The following is an 18092-nucleotide window of genomic DNA, read 5'->3' as shown; positions in this document are numbered from 1 at the left end:
GGCATTGTCGCGCCACCCGCCGATAGCGGCTTCCGACCTGAAGGAGGTCCATCAATGTCCTATGGCTTTCTCGATATCGCTATAACGCCCAGCGTCCGTGCGGCGCAAAAGGCGATGGGCATCGACCACGTTTGGCAGGATTTCAAGGGCGATCGCGAGTTCGACCGTCTGACGGAAAACGAAGCGGCATTCATCGCCGACCGCGACAGCTTCTATATGGCGACGGTTTCGGAGACGGGCTGGCCCTATGTGCAGCACCGGGGCGGCCCGCGCGGCTTCCTAAAGCTTGTCGACGACCGCACGCTGGCTTTCGCGGATTATCGCGGCAATCGCCAATATATCAGCACCGGCAATGTCGCGGCGAACGACCGGGTCTGCCTCTTTCTGATGGACTATGCCCGTCGCGCCCGGCTGAAGATCTATGCCCATGTCGAGGAGGTGGCGCTCGACGCGGAGCCTGATCTGACTATTCTGGTCACCGATCCCAACTACCGGGCCAGGATCGAGCGTATCTTCCGGTTGCGGCTCGAGAGCTTCGACTGGAACTGCCCACAGCACATCACCCCTCGTTTCACCGATGGAGAAGTGAATGAGGCGGTCCGTCCGCTCAGGGATCGTCTTGCCCAACTCGAATCCGAAAACGCCGAGCTGCGCGTCCGTCTTGCCACCCGAGGAGACAATCAATGAGCGATCAACGTCCTCCCCTGCCACCGTTCACGTTGGAAACGGCTGCCGAGAAAGTCCGCCTTGCGGAAGACGGCTGGAACAGTCGCGATCCGGCGCGCGTGGCGCTCGCCTATACGATCAATAGCTTCTGGCGCAACCGGGCCGAATTTGTCGAGGGGCGCGAGGCGATCGTCGGGTTCCTGACCCGCAAATGGCAGCGCGAGCTGGATTACCGGCTCATCAAGGAGCTCTGGAGCTTCCGGGAAAACCGCATTGCAGTGCGCTTTGCCTACGAATGGCACGACGACAGCGGCAACTGGTTCCGGTCCTATGGCAACGAGAATTGGGAGTTTGACGAACACGGCCTGATGCGTCGGCGCCTTGCCTCCATCAACGACGCTCCTATCCGCGAGACCGACCGACGCTATCATTGGCCACTCGGCCGGCGGCCCGACGATCATCCGGGCCTCAGCGATCTGGGCTTCTGACCCTTACTGGTTTTTAGGCAGATCTTTCGCAGGCCATGGAACTGTCATCCTTCGATATCCTTGCCCCGGAATTGCCGGTCGTCTTTTGCGGCATAAATCCCAGTGTACAAGCGGCCGCTACCGGCCATAATTTTGGATCGGCATCCAACCGCTTCTGGCGCGTGCTGCAGCTTTCCGGTTTTACGACGGTCAGGATTCCGGCTGTCGAAGACCGGCGCCTGCTGGAGTTCGGCTGCGGCATCACCGCCGCCGTCCCGCGCGCCACCCGTAGCGCTGCCGAACTTCGGCAGCGCGAGTTCCGGAAATCCGCAGAAGCGTTCCGCGCGAAGCTCGAGCATTTCCGGCCCGAGACCGTCGCGTTTCTGGGCAAGGCCGCCTATGAGGCGATCGAAGGCGGCAAGGTCGATTGGGGGCCGCAGCCCTCCCGGTTTTGCGGCGCGAATGTGTGGATCTTGCCGAACCCGAGCGGTCTCAATCGCAGCTTCGGCCTTGCCGATCTTGTCGAGGCTTATACGGCACTGCAAATTGACCGCTCATTGTCTCTGGCGCGCTGGATCAATCCGAAATCTCCCGAGTGAGAGCCGTTTCTATTGATCCGCGCCGCAAGCCGTGCCACCTGCTGCCCATGATGTTTTCCGCAAGAAGCGAAAATGGATCGTGAGAGCATGGACGCGGTGCGTTCCGAAGAATTGAAAAAGTCCGGCTGGCTGGCGGCGTTTCTTGGCCGCGGTCTTTGGCCAGCGACGCTTTTTCTCGGCGCGTATTTCCTGCTGAGCATCGTCGTCCGCCTCATCCTGCCCAACGCCCTGACACTGGACGAGGCGGAGCAGGCGCTGTTCTCGCAATATTGGCTTGCCGGTTACGGGCCGCAGCCGCCTTTCTACAATTGGGTCCAGAATGCCTTTGTCAGCGTCATGGGGATCTCGCTCTTCTCGCTGACCTTGCCGAAATTCCTGATGTTGCTGCTGTGCTACGTGTTTTTCGGCATGGCGGCCCGCGAGCTCGATGCCCGGCCAGGCTTTGCGGCATTGGTGATGCTGAGCCTGCTCACCCTGCCGCAGCTCTCCTACATGCCGCAACAGGATCTGACGCACACTGTCGCGGTTCTGATGGCGACGTCGTTGTGCCTCTACGGCCTCTTGCGGACGCTCACCCGGCCAGATTGGCAAGGCTACGTGGTCCTCGGGCTGGCGATCGGGATCGGTACGATCTCCAAATACAATTTTGTGCTGATGCCGGCTTCCGCAATCATTGCAGTGTTCTGCGACAGGCAGTGGCGTGCCCGCCTTTTCGATCCGCGTGTCCTCCTGACCGCGCTGGTCAGCCTGGCGATCGTCCTCCCGCACGTCCTCTGGCTTCTGGGCAATCTCGATCTCGCGACATCAGGCACGATCAGCAAGATGGTCGAGACGAATGCCCCGCATGGCGTGGTTCGCGTTGCCCGCGCCCTCGGCTCGCTGGCGCTCGCCTGCCTGGCGTTCGGCGCGCTGACCGTCATCATCTTCGCGGTCGCCTTCAAGAAGGACTTCCGGCGATCGCTGAAGGCCGGCGACCGCTGGACGCGTCTCCTGGGACTGATGATGGCAATAGGCTTGCTGGGCGTCGTATTGGTGATCCTCTTCACCGGCACGACCAAGATCACCGAACGCTGGCTGGATCCTTATCTGCTGCCGCTGCCGCTCTATCTGCTCCTGAAACTGGAACGTGCCGACGTCGATACCACGTCCCACCTCAAGCGCTTCGTCCCCGTTTTTGTCGTCATCATGGGTGTGACGCTGCTTCCGCTGGCGGGAAAGACGTTTACCGGCGGGCTTACCGGTGCCTACACCCGTATCAATTATCCTTTCGCATCCGTCGCCGAAACGCTGAAGGCCGAAGGCCGGCCGGCGGTCATCGTCGCGGCTGGCATGCACCTGGCCGGCAATATGCGGCTGCAGTTCGCCGATGTCCCGGTCATCAATTCCGAACAGCCGGTCGCCGGCTTCCCGGCTCCGGGCGCCATGAAAGGTCCGGTCCTGGCGATCTGGGCCGATGACAGGGGCGGGGCGGGACCGCCGCCGCCCATCGATCTTTCCTCCATCGACAGGCTCGCTTTGACCGCATCGCCTGTGAAATCCCTGTCGTTGCCCTATTATTACGGCGACGGCAAAACGCGGCTCAATCTCGGTTATCGCTGGCTTCGCTGAAGACGGTAGGCAAAGCTACGGCGCTGATATATCTGTTTGAAAAGCCTGCCCCGCGGGCGAAGAGTGATTGAGAGGAGATTCCGATGGCTGAGACGGAAAAGGTCGCGCTGATCACCGGCGGTGGTCGCGGCATGGGCGAAGCGGTCGCCCGCGAACTGCATGCGCAGGGTTACAAGCTCGCGCTGATGTCGCCCTCGGAAAGCTGCGAGAAACTGGCCGCCGAGCTCGGCGGCGTCGCCTCCCGCGGCGTGGCCGAAAAGGCCGAAGACATCCAGGCGATCTTCGATCTCACCATGAAGACCTATGGCCGCATCGATGCGGTGGTCAATCTCACGGGCCATCCCCCGAAGGGCGATCTGCTCGATATCACCGATGAGGACTGGGCCCTCGGTTCGGACATGATGATCCTGTCGCTGGTGCGCATGGCGCGGTTGGTGACGCCCGTCATGCTGAAACAGGGCAAGGGCGCCTTCGTCAACATCACCACGTTCGCCGCCTATGAGCCCTCGCTGGTCTTCCCGGTCTCCTGCACCTATCGTGCCGCCGCGGGTGCGTTCGCGAAACTTTATTCGGATCGCTACGCGGCCGACAATATCCGCATGAATTGCGTTCTGCCGGGCTACATCGACAGCCTCGACCACAAGCCGGGGACGGCGGAGAAGGTGCCGATGAAGCGCCTTGGCCAGGTGAAGGAGATCGCCAAGACGACCGCCTTCCTGCTGTCGGATGGCGCCGGCTACATCACCGGCCAGAACATCCGCGTCGATGGCGGCGTCACCCGTCACGTCTGATCGGAGTATGTAGAATGAGATGGAAACGCACGATCCAGTTGCTGGACGTTCATTGCGAGGGCGAGATTGGCAAGGTCGCGATCGGCGGCGTGCCGAAGATCCCGGGCGAAACGGTTGCCGCCCAGCTGCACTGGCTGAATACCGATCCGAAGGGCAACGAGCTTCGCCGCTTCCTCTGCCTCGAACCACGCGGCGCGCCGATCGGCTCGGTCAATCTGCTGCTGCCGCCGAAACATCCGGATGCCGATGCGGCCTTCATCATCCTGCAGCCCGACCAGGCCCATGCGAGCTCCGGCTCGAACTCCATTTGCGTGACAACCGCGCTTCTGGAATCCGGCATCGTCGAGATGAAGGAGCCCGAAACCGTCGTGACCCTCGAAACCGCGGCCGGCCTGGTCAGGGCGACCGCCACCTGCCGCGACGGGCGCTGCGAGAAGGTAAGGCTCACCATGGTGCCGTCCTTCGTGCATCAGCTTGACGTGAAGGTTCAGACCCCGTCATGGGGCGAGATTACGCTGGATCTTTGCTACGGCGGGATTTTTTACGGACTGGTGGATGTCGGCCAGATCGGCCTGACCATCGAGAAGGGCAATGCCGCCGCACTTGTGCAGGCCGGCATGGTGCTGAAGGACCTGATCAACAAGCAGATCGAGGTCGTGCATCCGGAGATCCCGGCAATCTCCGGCGTCGCTTACGTGATGTTCCGTGATACCGAAGCCGACGGCACCGTGCGCACCTGCACCACGATGTGGCCGGGGAGGGCGGACCGTTCGCCCTGCGGCACCGGCAATTCGGCCAACCTGGCAGCGCTGCATGCGCGCGGCAGGGTGAAGACAGGGGATGTTTTCAAGTCGCGCTCGATCATCGGTTCGCAATTCGAAGTGGGACTGGCATCGGAGACGGAGGTCGCAGGAAAGCCGGCGATCATCCCGACGATTACCGGCCGTGGTTTTACCTTCGGCCTGCATCAGGTCGCGCTCGACCCGTTCGACCCGCTGTCGGACGGCTTTGCGATGACCGACGTCTGGGGGCCGTCGGCCGGGGATATCTGAATCAGATGTCCTTGCCGACGCCGGCCGGCTGTTCCATGTCGCCCGGCTTCAGGACCAGCGAACTGACGCCTTCGGTCGTCGCCGGATCGCTCGGGCCCGGAACCACGCCCAGTTCCTGCATCTGCAGGAATTTGTATGCGCCGAAAACGTCGCCCTTCTCGGCGGCCTTGCCATACATTTCTGCGGCCTTCAGGGCATTGGCCTCGATGCCTTCGCCAGCCTCGTACATCAGGCCGAGATTGATCATCGCGTCGGTATTGCCGCGCTGAGCCGCCAGATCGTACCAGGCAATCGCCGTCTGGTCGTCCTGCTCCACGAGCTGGCCCTCGTCATAGATGGCACCGATGTTGAAGGCGGCGGTATCATCGCCTTCCGCCGCCGCTTTTTCGAACCATGTCAGCGCACGCTGGACATCGGGCTGAGTGCCGAGGCCGTCGCGATAGGCGACGCCGAGATTGTAGGCCGCAAGCACGTTGCCGCTGTCGGCAGCTTCCGTATAGAACTGGAATTCCGACCGCTCGTCGCCAAGCCGGCCCATCAGCATGCCGAAATTGACCTTGGCCGCGGCATAACCCGCCTGGACCGCGATATCGTAGGCGTTCATGGCCTGGTCAGCCTGCTGGATCTTGTTCAGAGCGCGGCCAAGCTGGTAGGCATAACGCGGATTTCCCGTTGCACCGTAGGCTACCCGGCAGGCGTCGACTGCGGTGCCGTCGATATCGGAAATTCCGACCGGCGCAAACTCGCCGTTACGCTGCTGATCGTAGGGGCTGCCGGCGAGACGGTCGCATTCCGTCTGCATCGCCGAGGCGAGCTGGAGGTTGGCCCGTTCCTCGGCGCCGGGCGAAACCGTCAGCGCGCAGAGCGCGACGGCAGTACCTGTGGCAATCGCAAAACCCCTGTTGACTTTGGAGAAGCGGGATTTCATTGTTCGCTCCGATTTACTGATTCTTCAGATAGCTTAACGAACGCCGCAGGCGGATGCCGGTTCCGTGCGCCTGACACTATTCGTGCGCCGGAAGCCTTTGGATCTCGCACATTCGCGTGAAAACCAGTCTCCGTCAGGCCCCGCGGAATTTCAGGTTCCTGGTGTCGTCGGATTGTTTTGTCGGCGTCTTTGATGTTATGGCGGACGGATCGATCACGTTCGGAAGCCTCTCATGAAAACGCTCACGCTTCGCCGCCCTGATGACTGGCACCTGCACCTGCGCGACGGCGATGTCCTGAAGGCGGTGATCGGCGATACGAGCCGGCATTTCGCGCGTGCGATCATCATGCCCAACCTGGTGCCGCCGGTGGTAACGACCACTGATGCGACGGCCTATCGCGAGCGCATTCTCGCAGCCCTGCCGGCCGGCGACCGCTTCGAGCCGCTGATGACGCTCTACCTCACGGAACATACCGATCCGGACGATGTGGAAGAGGGCGCAAAGAGCGGCCTGATCTCGGCCGTAAAGCTTTATCCCGCCGGTGCGACGACCAATTCCCATGGCGGCGTGCGCGATTTCAACAAGGCGATGCCGGTCCTGGAGCGCATGGCGAAGATCGGTCTGCCGCTCTGCGTGCATGGCGAGGTCACCACCCCGGAGGTCGATATTTTCGACCGTGAGGCCGTCTTCATCGAAACCGTCCTCGACCCGCTGCGTAAGCGTCTGCCGGAACTGAAGGTCACCATGGAGCACGTGACGACCGCCGACGGCATCGACTACATCAAGTCGTCGAAGGGTAATCTCGCCGGCTCGATCACCACCCATCACCTGATCATCAACCGCAATGCCATCCTCGTCGGTGGCATTCGGCCGCACTATTACTGCCTGCCGGTCGCAAAGCGCGAGAACCATCGCCTGGCGCTCCGGGCGGCAGCGACATCGGGCGATGCGCGCTTTTTCCTCGGCACCGATTCCGCCCCTCACGTCGATCCGTTGAAGGAATGCGCCTGCGGCTGCGCCGGCATCTATACGTCGGTCAATACGATGAGCTGCCTCGCCCATGTGTTCGAGGATGAAAATGCGCTCGACAAGCTGGAGGCATTTACCTCCCTCAACGGCCCGGCCTGGTACGGCCTGAAGCCGAACGAAGAGACGATCACGCTTGAGAAGCATGACGAGCCGGTGAAATTCCCCGGCAAGCGCGACAGTGGCGGGGGGCCGATCACGGTCTTTGACCCCATGTTCCCGCTGCACTGGCAGGTGGCCGAGAAGTAAGATCTAGCCCTGATCGGATTGATGGTATTTGGACTGGCCCGGTAACCTTTTGGAGACGATCCGGGTTTAGCTTGGCGCCCAAGATTTTCCCGCCGGGATCTACCCGAAGAGAAAGCTAGGCATGATGCTGGACTATCATTCTCTTCTGCTCGCGCTGGGCGTCTCGGCGGCGTGCCTGATGGTGACGCTGTTCGGCACATGGTATTCGCGCCGTACCGATTCCTTCCTGCTCACCCTCGTCGTGGCGCTCTGCCTGACCGTTTCCGGCATTTTCGCCTATAGTTCCTATACCGTCGAAGCCGGCGCCGTCGGAGCCTCGATCGCCTATACCTTCCTGATGGCCGGGTTCAGCACGATCTATGCGGCATCCGTGCAATTTCGCGGCGGTACGCAACCCTGGATCACGGCGGTTGCCATCACTGCAGCCGCAGTCACCTTCGGCCTGCCGCTGATGATAACCGGCCTCGATGGCCTCGGTTTCATCGTCATGAACCTCGCGACGGCGGCACTGCTTCTCGAAACGGCTCGCCAATATTGGCGTGCCCGTGAGGAAGCGCCAGGACCGTTGATCGGAATGGCGGTGCTTTATGCCGCCACCTCCGCTTCGTTTGTCTTGTGCGCTCTTGTTCTGATCGACGGACAGCAATGGGTGCTGGGTCACGCGCCGGACAACTGGGCGGAAAACCTCAATATCGCCGTCTGCATTGCCGGGATGACCGGCATCGGTGCGCTTTCGCTGGCGCTTCATCAGTGGCGCATGGCGGCCCATCATCGTCACGAGGCGATGACCGATGCGCTGACGGGGCTTCTCAACCGTCGCGCTCTCTTCGAGCAGCATGGCCATCGCAACCTCAATTCATCGACCGCCATCATCGTTTTCGATATCGACCGGTTCAAGTCCATCAACGACCAGCACGGCCATGCAACCGGCGATCAGGTGCTGAAACTGTTTGCCGAAGATCTCCTGAGCGGCATGAAAGTGCGGAATACCGTTGCCCGACTGGGCGGCGAGGAATTCGTGATGATCCTCGACGGCGTCCTTCCCGGACGCGCCGAGCGGATCGCCAATGACATTTCCCGTCGCTTCGCTGCCCGGGAAATCTCTATCGGCGAGGTGGTGTTGAGATGCACGGTCAGCGCCGGCGTCGCCGTGGGTGCCCCTGCGGGCCAGCCTTTTGAAACCGTGCTTAACCTTGCCGACAACGCACTCTACGAGGCAAAGCGGGCCGGCCGTAATCGGGTCGAGGTTGCAGGTTACCTGCGTCCCGTCGATACGAGCGAAACACGTACCATCGCCTGATTCGCTCTTATTTTCTCCGTCGTCTGGCATACTCGGCCGCATGCTGCTATTGCGGCGCGTGGTTTTGACAAAAGGAGCGGGCGCATGATTCAAACCACATTTCCGGACCGCGGCGTAATGGCCGAACTGATGGCAAAGATGCTCTGGGAGATCGGAGCGGTTCATTTCAGCGCCGACAAGCCCTACAAGCTCTCCTCCGGGATGATGAGCCCGGTCTATATCGACTGCCGCAAGCTGATCTCCTACCCGCGAATCCGCTCGGCGATCATGGATTTCGCAGCAGCCACCGTCCTGCGCGACGCCGGCTTCGAGAAGTTCGACTGTATCGCAGGCGGCGAGACGGCGGGCATCCCGTTTGCTGCCTTCCTGTCGGAGCGCCTCGGTCTGCCGATGATCTATGTCCGCAAGAAGCCGAAGGGCCATGGCCGCAATGCCCAGATCGAGGGCCATATGCCTGAAGGCGCGCGCGTTCTGGTCATCGAGGATCTGACCACGGTTGGCGGCGGCATGTTCACCTTCATCGATGCCATCCGGGCGGCCGGCGGTGTCGTCGATCACGGCATGGCGTTGTTCTTCTACGATATGTACCCGGAAGTCTGGGAACGGTTTGCAAGGGGCAAAGTCCAGTTCCATCATATCGCCACCTGGCGCAACGTGCTGGCCGCCGCGCGGGAGCAGAAGCTTTTCGATGAGAAGACTTTGTCGGAAGTCGAGTCCTTCCTCGATGCGCCGCTGGCCTGGTCGGGACGCAATGGCGGCGTCAGCGAGATCGCGTTGTGATTTTTTGCTCTGGCCTTTTGGCAAAAGCTCGCTTAATCGATTGAAAAACTGCTGAAGAAGCGCGCGGGAGGATTTTATGATTTTGTGCTGCGGCGAAGCCCTGATCGATATGCTCCCGCGTGACACCACGCTGGGTGAAAAGGGTTTTGCGCCCTATGCCGGGGGCGCGATCTTCAATACCGCGATCGCGCTCGGCCGGCTTGGCCAGCCGACCGCGTTCTTCACCGGCATTTCCGACGACATGATGGGCGACGTGCTGCGGGACACGCTGGCAAAGAGCGGCGTGGATTACAGCCTAGCGGCGGTCTCCTCCCGCCCGACCACCATCGCCTTCGTGAAACTCGTCAACGGACAGGCGACCTATGCCTTCTACGACGAAGGCACCGCCGGCCGGATGATCACCGAAGCAGACCTGCCGGTGCTCGGCGATGACTGCGAGGCCATGCATTTCGGTGCGATCAGCCTGATCCCCGAACCGTGCGGCGGCACCTATGAAGCGCTGATGGCCCGCGAACATGGGAAGCGGGTCATCTCGTTCGATCCGAACATCCGCCCGGGCTTCATCACGGACAAGCCGAAGCACATGGACCGCGTCCGCCGGATGGCCGCCATGTCCGATATCATCAAGTTCTCCGATGAAGACCTGGACTGGTTCGGCATGCAGGGCGACCACGATACGCTGGCGGCGCATTGGCTGGATCAGGGCGCCAAGCTGGTGGTTCTCACGCGTGGAGCGGAAGGCGCGACCGGCTATACCAAAAACTTCAAGGTCTCGGTGCCGAGCGAGCGCGTCACGGTGGTCGATACGGTCGGCGCCGGCGACACGTTCGACGCGGGCATTTTGGCCTCGCTGAGGATGCAGGGGTTGCTGACCAAGCCGCAGGTTGCCAATCTCGCCGAGGCTCAGGTTGCCAATGCCTTGGCGCTGGGCGCAAAGGCTGCCGCCGTCACCGTATCGCGCGCCGGCGCCAATCCGCCCTTCGCCCATGAAATCGGCCTCTGAGTCCCTGATTTGATGAGCGGCCGCCGGTTCAGACCGGCGGTATCTGGCGCGCAAACAGGATATGGGGGCCGGCATCGCCCTTGCCCGATTGCGGTGCGGCGCCGAAATAACGTGCCGCTATGCCCGAAGGACCGAGATCCTCGATATACTGGAAGCCCGTTGCCGTCAGTTCCACCGAGAGTTCGGCGGGATCGAGCAAAGTGATCCAGGGTTCGCCGCTCGCGGCGACCTTTGCCTTCATGGCTTCGGCGCGTGCGCGCCGTTCTGGCGCATAGTTTTCAAGCGGCTCGGAATAGTCGAAGACGACACCCGTTCCGGTGCCGCTGGCGACGAAGCGCAGCAATGAGAAAACGGTCTCCCGCTCGAGATAAGGAACGACGCCGAGCCAGATATAAAGAGCGGGCTTGTCGTGGCGGAACCCCTCCGCTGCCAGCCGTTCGGAGAGATCCTCGCGCTCGAAGTCGACGGGGACAAAGGTCAGGTCGGCTGCAAGGCCTGCGGCCGACAGCCTCTCCCGTTTCCAGGCCTGGGTTGCCGGATGGTCGACCTCGAAGACCGACACACCCAGATCGCGATAGGGATTGCGCAGCCCGAGCGTGTCGAGCCCGGCGCCGAGGACGACGACCTGCCTCACGCCGCGTTCGACCTCGGCCGCCAGACAATCATCCGCGAAACGGCTGCGCGCTGCAATGAACAGCCGGAACGTCCGTGCGGACGGGTCGAGCGCCCGCGTATCGGCCTCGGCCAGCGCCTCGTCGTCGAGGATCAGCCGGGCATAAGGATCCTGGAAAACGAAGGCCTTGTCGGCAATCTGATGGGCGGCGCGATGGCCCGCGACTGTGCGGGCCGTTCGACTGGGTTCCTTGCCTTCCATGAAACTCTCCCTCGCAAAGGAAATATCTCGGCCTCACGGGAAGAGCCGAGGCGTCATTTTCGGGCGGCGAGCAATGCCTTCACCAGCCCCTGCGTCGAGGCGTCGTGGCCGGCAGCACTTTCCTTGCCTTCGACGACGGGCAGCAGGCCGGTAGCCAGTTCCTTGCCGAGTTCGACGCCCCACTGGTCGAAGGAATTGATGCGGAACAGCACCCCTTCGACGAAGACACGATGTTCGTAAAGCGCGATCAGCCGGCCGAGCGCGAACGGTGTCAGCTTGTCGTAGACGAAGGTGATCGACGGGCGGTTGCCGGCGAAGACGCGGTGCGGCGCGATGAAATCGGCCTTCTTGTCGTCCATGCCCTTGTCGGTCAGCTGCTTCTTGGCCTCTTCGAAAGTGCGGCCCTTCATCAGCGCTTCCGACTGTGCCAGAACGTTGGCGATCAGCAGCTCGTGCTGGTGGCGCAGATGCGGCTCGAAACCGTTCGCAGCGATCATGAACTCGGCCGGGATGATGCTCGTGCCCTGGTGGATGAGCTGGTAGAAGGCGTGCTGGCCGTTGGTGCCCGGCTCGCCCCAGACGACTGGGCCGGAATTGCCCTCGACCGGCGTGCCGTCGATCGTCACACCCTTGCCGTTGGATTCCATGTCGAGCTGCTGCAGATAGGCCGGGAAGCGCAGCAGCCGCTGGTCGTAGGGCAGGATGGCGCGCGACGGATAACCGAGCACGTTGCGGTGATAGAAGCCGATCAGGCCGAGCAGCATCGGCAGGTTCTGGCGCACCGGCGCGGTGCGGAAATGAGTGTCCATCGCGTGCGCGCCGTCGAGGAATTTGCCGAAATTCTCAGGCCCGACGGCGATCATCAGCGGCAGGCCGATCGCCGACCAGATCGAATAACGCCCGCCGACCCAGTCCCAGAATCCGAACACGCGCTCGCTCTCGATGCCGAAGGCGGCAACCTTGTCGAGCGCTGTGGAGACGGCGCAGAAATGATGCCCGACGGCCGCTTCCCCGAGCCTGTCGGCGATGAAGGCACGCGCCGAGGCCGCATTGGTCATCGTCTCGATGGTGGTGAAGGTCTTGGAGGCGACGATGAACAGCGTCGTTTCCGCATCGAGCAGCTTCAGCGTGTCGGCGATATGGGCGCCATCGACGTTGGACACGAAATGCGCCCTCGGACCGTCATGGAAAGGCGCCAGCGCCAGCGTGACCATGACCGGGCCAAGGTCGGAACCGCCGATGCCGATGTTGACGACATCGGTGATCTTTTTGCCGGTCGCGCCCGTGAGCGTGCCCGAACGGATGCCGTCGGCGAACCTGCCCATGGCGGCGAGCACGCCGTTGACATCCGGCATCACATCCTTGCCGTCTACCAACACGGGCGTATTGGCGCGGTTGCGCAATGCGGTGTGCAGCACGGCACGGCCTTCGGTGAAGTTGATCGCCACACCGGAGAACATCTCGTCGCGCTTGGCCGCGACGCCGCCGGCATCCGCCAGCTTTTCGAGCAGCATCATGATCTCGTCGTTCACGGCCGTCTTGGAATAATCCATCAGGAGGTCTTCGAAAACGGCGCTGAATTTCGCGAAACGGCCGGCATCGGCTGCGAAGGCGGCGCGAATATCCGTGGCGTTTGCTTTCGCGACGGCGGATTTCAGGTCTTGGACGATGGCCTGCATGGTGATTCCTCGGCACTCGAAATGGGATGCTCGGGAACCTATTCCGTTTCCATGTCAAATCAAGCACAGTCGGAAGCCGATGGGCGTTTATTGCCCGGCGGCTGTCGTCACCGTATTGCCAACGGCATTGCCGAGCCGGTCAACCTGCTCGTTGTAGGTACGCCGCGTGGCCGGATCGAAGATCGCGATCGGTGTGCTGACGGCGACGCTCGCGGCACCGCCGACGGTCTGGGCGGCACCCAATGCGACAGCGCCGATCCGGTCGCCCAGGCCGACATCCGAATCGCTCACGGCTTGGCCGGCGATCAGCCGGTTGCCGATCAGTTTCACCACTTCCGGGCTTTCGGCGAACTTGCCGTGGTTCAGGCGGTCGCCGGTCTTCAGTGCGGTGAGATCAAGTACCGCGATGCCGGCCTTCTCGAACTCGGTGCGATAAGGTTCGACGGTCGGATCCACCTGGCCGAGCCGGTCGATATTGCCGGAAATCCGTCGGGAGAGGCTGAGCGCCCGGTCGTCGCGCGAAACGAACAGCGTGAAATTCGGCCGCTTCTCCCCGAGCTCGGCGAGTTGCCGGCCGAAGACGTCGACATCGAGATCGGGGGAGGCGAGGATGACGTTCTGGATTTTCGGCGCCACACGGCCGTCGCGGATCGCCATCTGGCGCAGCGCCTCGACGGTCAGCCAGGACCCCATCGAATGGGCCATCACGGTGACTTCGCCGACGCTTGGCTCCTTCGCCAGCCGGCGCAGCATATCCTCCAGAGCATCGCGGGAATAGTTGGTGCTTTCCTTGTCGTAGTTGTAGGCGAAGACGCTGCCGCGCGATGGCCAGGTGAACAGCACCGGGGCCACATCGGCATTGGAGTCATGAACGATCTGGGCGAAGCGATAAACCGCGTCCTCGTAGCGGTTGTTGAAGCCATGCACGAACACGAGCACGCGCCGGCTCTTGCCAAGATGGCCCCTGAGCCAGGATTGAGCCGCGGGCGTGGCGAGCGGCGTCACGGAAACCGTTGCGAATTCCTTGGCCGGATTGGCAGGCAGCTTCGAAGGCCACTGCACCTGTCCGACCTCACGGGCCTTGCTGGGCGGAATGGAGACGGCAATTTCCGTGATTTGCGGTTCCTTGCCGCGCTCGCCGGAGAAGAGGACGCCCGGGGTTTCGGAAGACCGGCGGGTGGTCGCCACCAGCACATCGACCTTCGAGGCCCCGGCTGCCTGCGCCTGCGTCGGAATGAGCACGCCTTCGGGACGCCCCGCACAGCCCGCAAGGACGCTCAGCACCGTGAAGACGGCAATCATGCGAAACGAAAATCCGGCGTGGCTCTCCAAGCGAACTCCAACATGCTTTGCCCTGCCCCTTGAGAGAGGGCTAATCGCGTATTGCCGGAGCGTCCACCGCTAACGCCGGAATTTCGCCTTTGTGACGCACGCTTGGCCGCCCCCTGTCGCTGCGATGCAACGGTGGGTTAGCCACGCAGCTCCCGCCTCAGGATCTTGCCGACATTCGATTTCGGCAGTTCGGTGCGGAATTCGATGAAGCGCGGGCGTTTGTAGCCGGTCAGGTTGGCGACGCAGTGGGCCTTGACGTCGGCCTCCGTCAGGTTCGGATCCTTCTTGACCACGAAGAGCTTCACCGCCTCGCCCGAGTGTTCGTCCGGCACGCCGATCGCGGCGCATTCGAGCACGCCCGGATGTGTCGCCACCACTTCCTCGACCTCGTTCGGATAGACGTTGAAGCCGGAAACCAGGATCATGTCCTTCTTGCGGTCGACGATTTTCGTGTAGCCCTGTCGGTCCATATAGCCCATGTCGCCGGTGCGGAAGTAGCCGTCCGTGGTCATTACCTTGGCGGTCTCGTCCGGACGGTTCCAGTAGCCGGCCATCACCTGCGGGCCGCGGATGCAGATCTCGCCGACATCGCCGAGTTCCACCTCCGAACCGTCGTCGTCGCGGATGGAGATTTCCGTCGACGAGATGGGAAGCCCGATCATGCCACTGAATTCGGTGGCGTCCAGCCGGTTGGCGGTGGCGACCGGAGAGGTTTCCGACAGGCCGTAACCCTCCGTAATCTGGCAATGGGTCATCTTCAGCCAGCGTTCGGCGACCGGCCGCTGCACCGACATGCCGCCGCCGAAGACGAGCAAAAGCGACGAGAAGTCGAGCTTCTGGAAGTCGGCATTGTTCATCAGCGCATTGAACAGCGTGTTGAGGCCGGGGAAGACATGGACCTTGTATTTCTGCAGTTCCTGGACGAAAGCCGGTATGTCGCGCGGATTGGCAATCAGGATATTGTGGCTGCCGGTCGCGACGCCCATCAGCGAATTCACCGTCAATGCGAAGATGTGATAGAGCGGCAGCGCGCAGAGGAACTGGATCTGCTCCGGGCGCGGTTTGTTGAGGAAGGCGGTTTCCAGCCACAGGCCCATCTGCTCCTTGTTGGCGAGCAGGTTCGCATGCGTGAGGATGGCTCCCTTGGAGACGCCGGTCGTGCCACCGGTATATTGCAGGAAGGCGATATCGCGCGCCGAGACCTCGACGGCATTCATCGTCTGGCGGGCGCCTTCGGCGATCACCTGCTTGAAGCTGCGGGCCGATGGCAGCGACCATTCCGGCACCAGCTTCTTCACCTTGCGCACGACCAGATTGACGATATGGCCCTTCAATCCCAGCATGTCGCCCATCGTGGCGACGACCACGTGCTTGATCTCGGTCTGCGGCAAAGCCTGCTGCACGGTGTGGGCGAAGTTTTCGAGCACGAAGATCGCCTTGGCGCCGGCATCCTTGAGCTGGTAGGCCAGTTCGCGTGGGGTGTAGAGCGGGTTGACGTTGACGACCACCATGCCGACGCGAAGGATGCCGTAGACGATCACCGGGTTCTGGAGAATGTTGGGCAGCATCACCGCCACCCGGTCACCTTTCGCAAGACCCTGGGCTTGCAGCCAGGTACCGATCTTGCGGCTTTCGGCTTCCAGCTGACGGAAGGTCAACGATTTGCCCATGCTCGAAAAGGCGGGGCGGTCGGCGTAGCGCGCGCAGCTTTCCTCGAAGAGCTCCCCGAGTGAATGATGCTGCAATGGCGGGATTTCGGCCGGCACCGTCGGGGGATAGGAGGCAAGCCAGATCTTGGGCGGATTGGCACCGGTACGTGCGGTGACTTCGTTCATGCTGGACCTCCTCTATCGTTTTTCTCGTTGTCCCGCGCTTTCTCGGCGCGTGCGAGCCAGGTCCTCCACCTTCCCGCGAACAACAGATTATGCCATGCCGCGGCAGCATCAAGCCACGACTGCAGATTTAAACAGCTATCTAACTTTGACGTAAACGTCAACGCGATGCTGAAGGCATATCCCGGTGTATTCGGACCTGGAGCGGAACATCGCAAAGCGTCGGGCGTTTTCCAAGCGTAACGAAATGCATGAGGACTCACAGAGGAGGTGCCAGATGTTGCATCAAGAACCACGCGCCGGACAGGACCCGTATGTCAAGGACACTCCGTCGCTGATCGCCAGCGACAAGGTCGAAGGGACCAAGGTTTATGGTGCCGACGGCAAGCATATAGGCTCCATTGCCCGCGTGCTTCTCGAGAAACGTGGCGGCCGTGTCGGATATGCGGTGCTGAGCTTCGGCGGTTTTCTCGGCATCGGCGATGACTATTATCCGCTTCCCTGGGAAAAGCTTCGCTACGACGAACAGCTCGACGGGTATCGCATCGACCTGACCAAGGACCAGATCACCGGCGCTCCGCGCTATCGCGATCTCGACGACGATGCCTGGTACAACGACAAGGGCCGGACGATCTACGATTATTACGGCGTTCCGCCCTACTGGATGTGACCGTTCAGGCACCGACACTCGGGAGGCTCCGCTTTGCGGGGCCTCTTTTCGTTTATTTAATCCTCCTCATGCAAGGTCCTCGCGATAAGGGGATGACGATGGCGGAAAAGACGGAAGCGGGCGCGGTCCGCGATTTCGAGCGCGGCGATATCGAGGCTGTGGCGCAGCTTTTCCAGGAGACGTTCCGCAAGTCCAAGACGCCGTCTCCTTCGTTGATCGCTTATCTGGAGGAGGCCTTCTTCGATCATCCCTGGGCTGATCCGGAGGTTCGCTCCAAAGTCTTTGCGCAAGCCGATCGAAGGGTTTCCGGGTTCATCGGCGTTTTCCCTTCGCGGCTGGAACTCGACGGACGTCCGCTCCGTGCCGCCTTCGCCGGATCGATGATGGTCGCGAACCCCAAGGAAAATCCGCTTGCCGGCGCCCGTCTGCTTCGCTCCTTCCTCGCCGGTCCGCAGGATATCTCACTTACCGAAACCGCCAATTCAACCGCGCTCGGCATGTGGCAGAAGGCAGGCCATCCGCTCGATCCCGGCTACAGCATGAACTGGCTGCGCGTCCTGCGCCCCGCTTCCGCCGCGATAGAAGTATTGGCGCGACGGCTGCGTCCCGCGAAGCTCCTGCGCCCCTTCGGTCGTATCGCCGATCGAGGAGCCGCCCTTGCCCGCATGACGCCTTTGCGCCCGATGGAGCGCAGCGCCTCGAAAATCACCTTCCGCGATGTCACCCGCGCGGAATTCGGTGATGTCCTTCCGATACTTGCCTCGAACTACCCGCTTCGTCCGCGCTGGGACGACGGCTCGTTGTCATGGTTTCTGGAACAGGCGGAAAACAAGCGGAACTTCGGTTATCCCGAATGGCGGATCGGCTCGGCCCCGGACGGCCGGCCGGTGGCGGCCTATGTCTACTTCGTCAGCCCTGGCGAGATCGGCTGGCTGCTGCAGGCGCTGTCGGTGCCGAATGCCACCACGGACCTCGTCGACGATCTGTTCGCGCACGCTTACGAATTGGGATGCTCGGGCATCCGCGGCGCTGCGCATCCGTGGTTGATCCCGGCACTGATGAGCCGCAAGACGGTGTTCTACGGCCGCTCGTTTTATGTCGCGCAGGCACGTGACAAGAGCCTGCTGGAGCCCATCAGGTCCGGCCAGGCCCTGATCAGCGGCCTCGGCGGCGAAAGCTGGACGCGCCTGATCGGCGACCGGTTCGACTGAGCTTTTTCAGTCGAATCCACCCAA

Annotated in this window: 17 protein-coding genes; 12 read left to right on the top strand and 5 right to left on the bottom strand. The window is 62.1% G+C overall.

The window, feature by feature from the left end; genetic code table 11:
* Positions 1-54: 54 nt before the first annotated feature.
* From J2X76_RS05430 to J2X76_RS05405, 6 genes are all read left to right on the top strand, one after another.
* The gene (locus J2X76_RS05430; protein ID WP_310213890.1) at positions 55-687 is read left to right on the top strand and encodes a pyridoxamine 5'-phosphate oxidase family protein; all 633 of its coding nucleotides are present in this window, start codon (positions 55-57) and stop codon (positions 685-687) included.
* Positions 684-1154, top strand: coding sequence for a nuclear transport factor 2 family protein (locus J2X76_RS05425; protein WP_310213888.1), 471 nt, complete (start codon positions 684-686; stop codon positions 1152-1154). The genes J2X76_RS05430 and J2X76_RS05425 overlap by 4 nt, the downstream gene beginning before the upstream one ends.
* 35 nt (positions 1155-1189) lie before the next feature.
* The gene (mug, locus tag J2X76_RS05420) at positions 1190-1732 is read left to right on the top strand and encodes a G/U mismatch-specific DNA glycosylase (RefSeq protein ID WP_310213887.1); all 543 of its coding nucleotides are present in this window, start codon (positions 1190-1192) and stop codon (positions 1730-1732) included.
* A 72-nt stretch (positions 1733-1804) separates the two neighbouring features.
* On the top strand, positions 1805-3340 hold the full coding sequence (locus tag J2X76_RS05415; RefSeq protein ID WP_310213885.1) for a glycosyltransferase family 39 protein: 1536 nt from the start codon (positions 1805-1807) through the stop codon (positions 3338-3340).
* Between the two features lie 83 nt (positions 3341-3423).
* Positions 3424-4131, top strand: coding sequence for an SDR family oxidoreductase (locus J2X76_RS05410; RefSeq protein ID WP_310213883.1), 708 nt, complete (start codon positions 3424-3426; stop codon positions 4129-4131).
* Between the two features lie 14 nt (positions 4132-4145).
* Entirely contained in the window at positions 4146-5183 is a 1038-nt protein-coding gene (locus J2X76_RS05405; protein ID WP_310213881.1) for a 4-hydroxyproline epimerase, read from the top strand.
* Position 5184: 1 nt separating this feature from the next.
* Here the strand turns inward: J2X76_RS05405 and J2X76_RS05400 are convergent, their stop codons facing one another.
* The gene (locus J2X76_RS05400; protein ID WP_310213879.1) at positions 5185-6111 is read right to left on the bottom strand and encodes a tetratricopeptide repeat protein; all 927 of its coding nucleotides are present in this window, start codon (positions 6109-6111) and stop codon (positions 5185-5187) included.
* Between the two features lie 232 nt (positions 6112-6343).
* Between J2X76_RS05400 and pyrC the strand changes: the two genes are divergently transcribed.
* The 4 genes from pyrC to J2X76_RS05380 all read left to right on the top strand — a co-directional run bounded on the left by pyrC (position 6344) and on the right by J2X76_RS05380 (position 10470).
* Positions 6344-7387: a dihydroorotase gene (gene pyrC / locus J2X76_RS05395; RefSeq protein ID WP_310213878.1), complete on the top strand. Its 1044-nt coding sequence runs from the start codon at positions 6344-6346 to the stop codon at positions 7385-7387.
* A 121-nt stretch (positions 7388-7508) separates the two neighbouring features.
* Entirely contained in the window at positions 7509-8687 is a 1179-nt protein-coding gene (locus tag J2X76_RS05390; RefSeq protein WP_310213875.1) for a GGDEF domain-containing protein, read from the top strand.
* Positions 8688-8771: 84 nt separating this feature from the next.
* Positions 8772-9467 (top strand): orotate phosphoribosyltransferase, encoded by a 696-nt coding sequence (locus J2X76_RS05385; RefSeq protein WP_310213874.1) that lies wholly within the window; start codon positions 8772-8774, stop codon positions 9465-9467.
* A gap of 76 nt (positions 9468-9543) precedes the next feature.
* Entirely contained in the window at positions 9544-10470 is a 927-nt protein-coding gene (locus J2X76_RS05380) for a carbohydrate kinase (RefSeq protein WP_310213872.1), read from the top strand.
* 28 nt (positions 10471-10498) lie between these two features.
* Here the strand turns inward: J2X76_RS05380 and J2X76_RS05375 are convergent, their stop codons facing one another.
* The 4 genes from J2X76_RS05375 to J2X76_RS05360 form a co-directional block, all read right to left on the bottom strand.
* The gene (locus J2X76_RS05375; protein WP_310213870.1) at positions 10499-11344 is read right to left on the bottom strand and encodes a class I SAM-dependent methyltransferase; all 846 of its coding nucleotides are present in this window, start codon (positions 11342-11344) and stop codon (positions 10499-10501) included.
* A 53-nt stretch (positions 11345-11397) separates the two neighbouring features.
* Positions 11398-13023 (bottom strand): glucose-6-phosphate isomerase, encoded by a 1626-nt coding sequence (gene pgi / locus J2X76_RS05370; RefSeq protein WP_310213868.1) that lies wholly within the window; start codon positions 13021-13023, stop codon positions 11398-11400.
* 87 nt (positions 13024-13110) lie between these two features.
* Complete coding sequence (locus tag J2X76_RS05365) at positions 13111-14325, bottom strand: alpha/beta hydrolase (RefSeq protein WP_310213866.1); 1215 nt, start codon at positions 14323-14325, stop codon at positions 13111-13113.
* 167 nt (positions 14326-14492) lie between these two features.
* Entirely contained in the window at positions 14493-16190 is a 1698-nt protein-coding gene (locus J2X76_RS05360; protein ID WP_113125614.1) for a long-chain fatty acid--CoA ligase, read from the bottom strand.
* Positions 16191-16464: 274 nt separating this feature from the next.
* On the opposite strand from J2X76_RS05360, the gene J2X76_RS05355 reads away from it, so the two are divergent.
* Positions 16465-16857, top strand: coding sequence for a PRC-barrel domain-containing protein (locus tag J2X76_RS05355; protein WP_113285325.1), 393 nt, complete (start codon positions 16465-16467; stop codon positions 16855-16857).
* Positions 16858-16955: 98 nt separating this feature from the next.
* Positions 16956-18068 (top strand): hypothetical protein, encoded by a 1113-nt coding sequence (locus J2X76_RS05350; RefSeq protein ID WP_310213864.1) that lies wholly within the window; start codon positions 16956-16958, stop codon positions 18066-18068.
* Positions 18069-18092: the final 24 nt, after the last annotated feature.

It is taken from the genome of Neorhizobium sp. 2083, assembly GCF_031455615.1.
Lineage (GTDB): Bacteria > Pseudomonadota > Alphaproteobacteria > Rhizobiales > Rhizobiaceae > Neorhizobium.
Note: the sequence above shows the minus strand (reverse complement) of the source record. Positions and strands in the feature narration are given on the sequence as shown.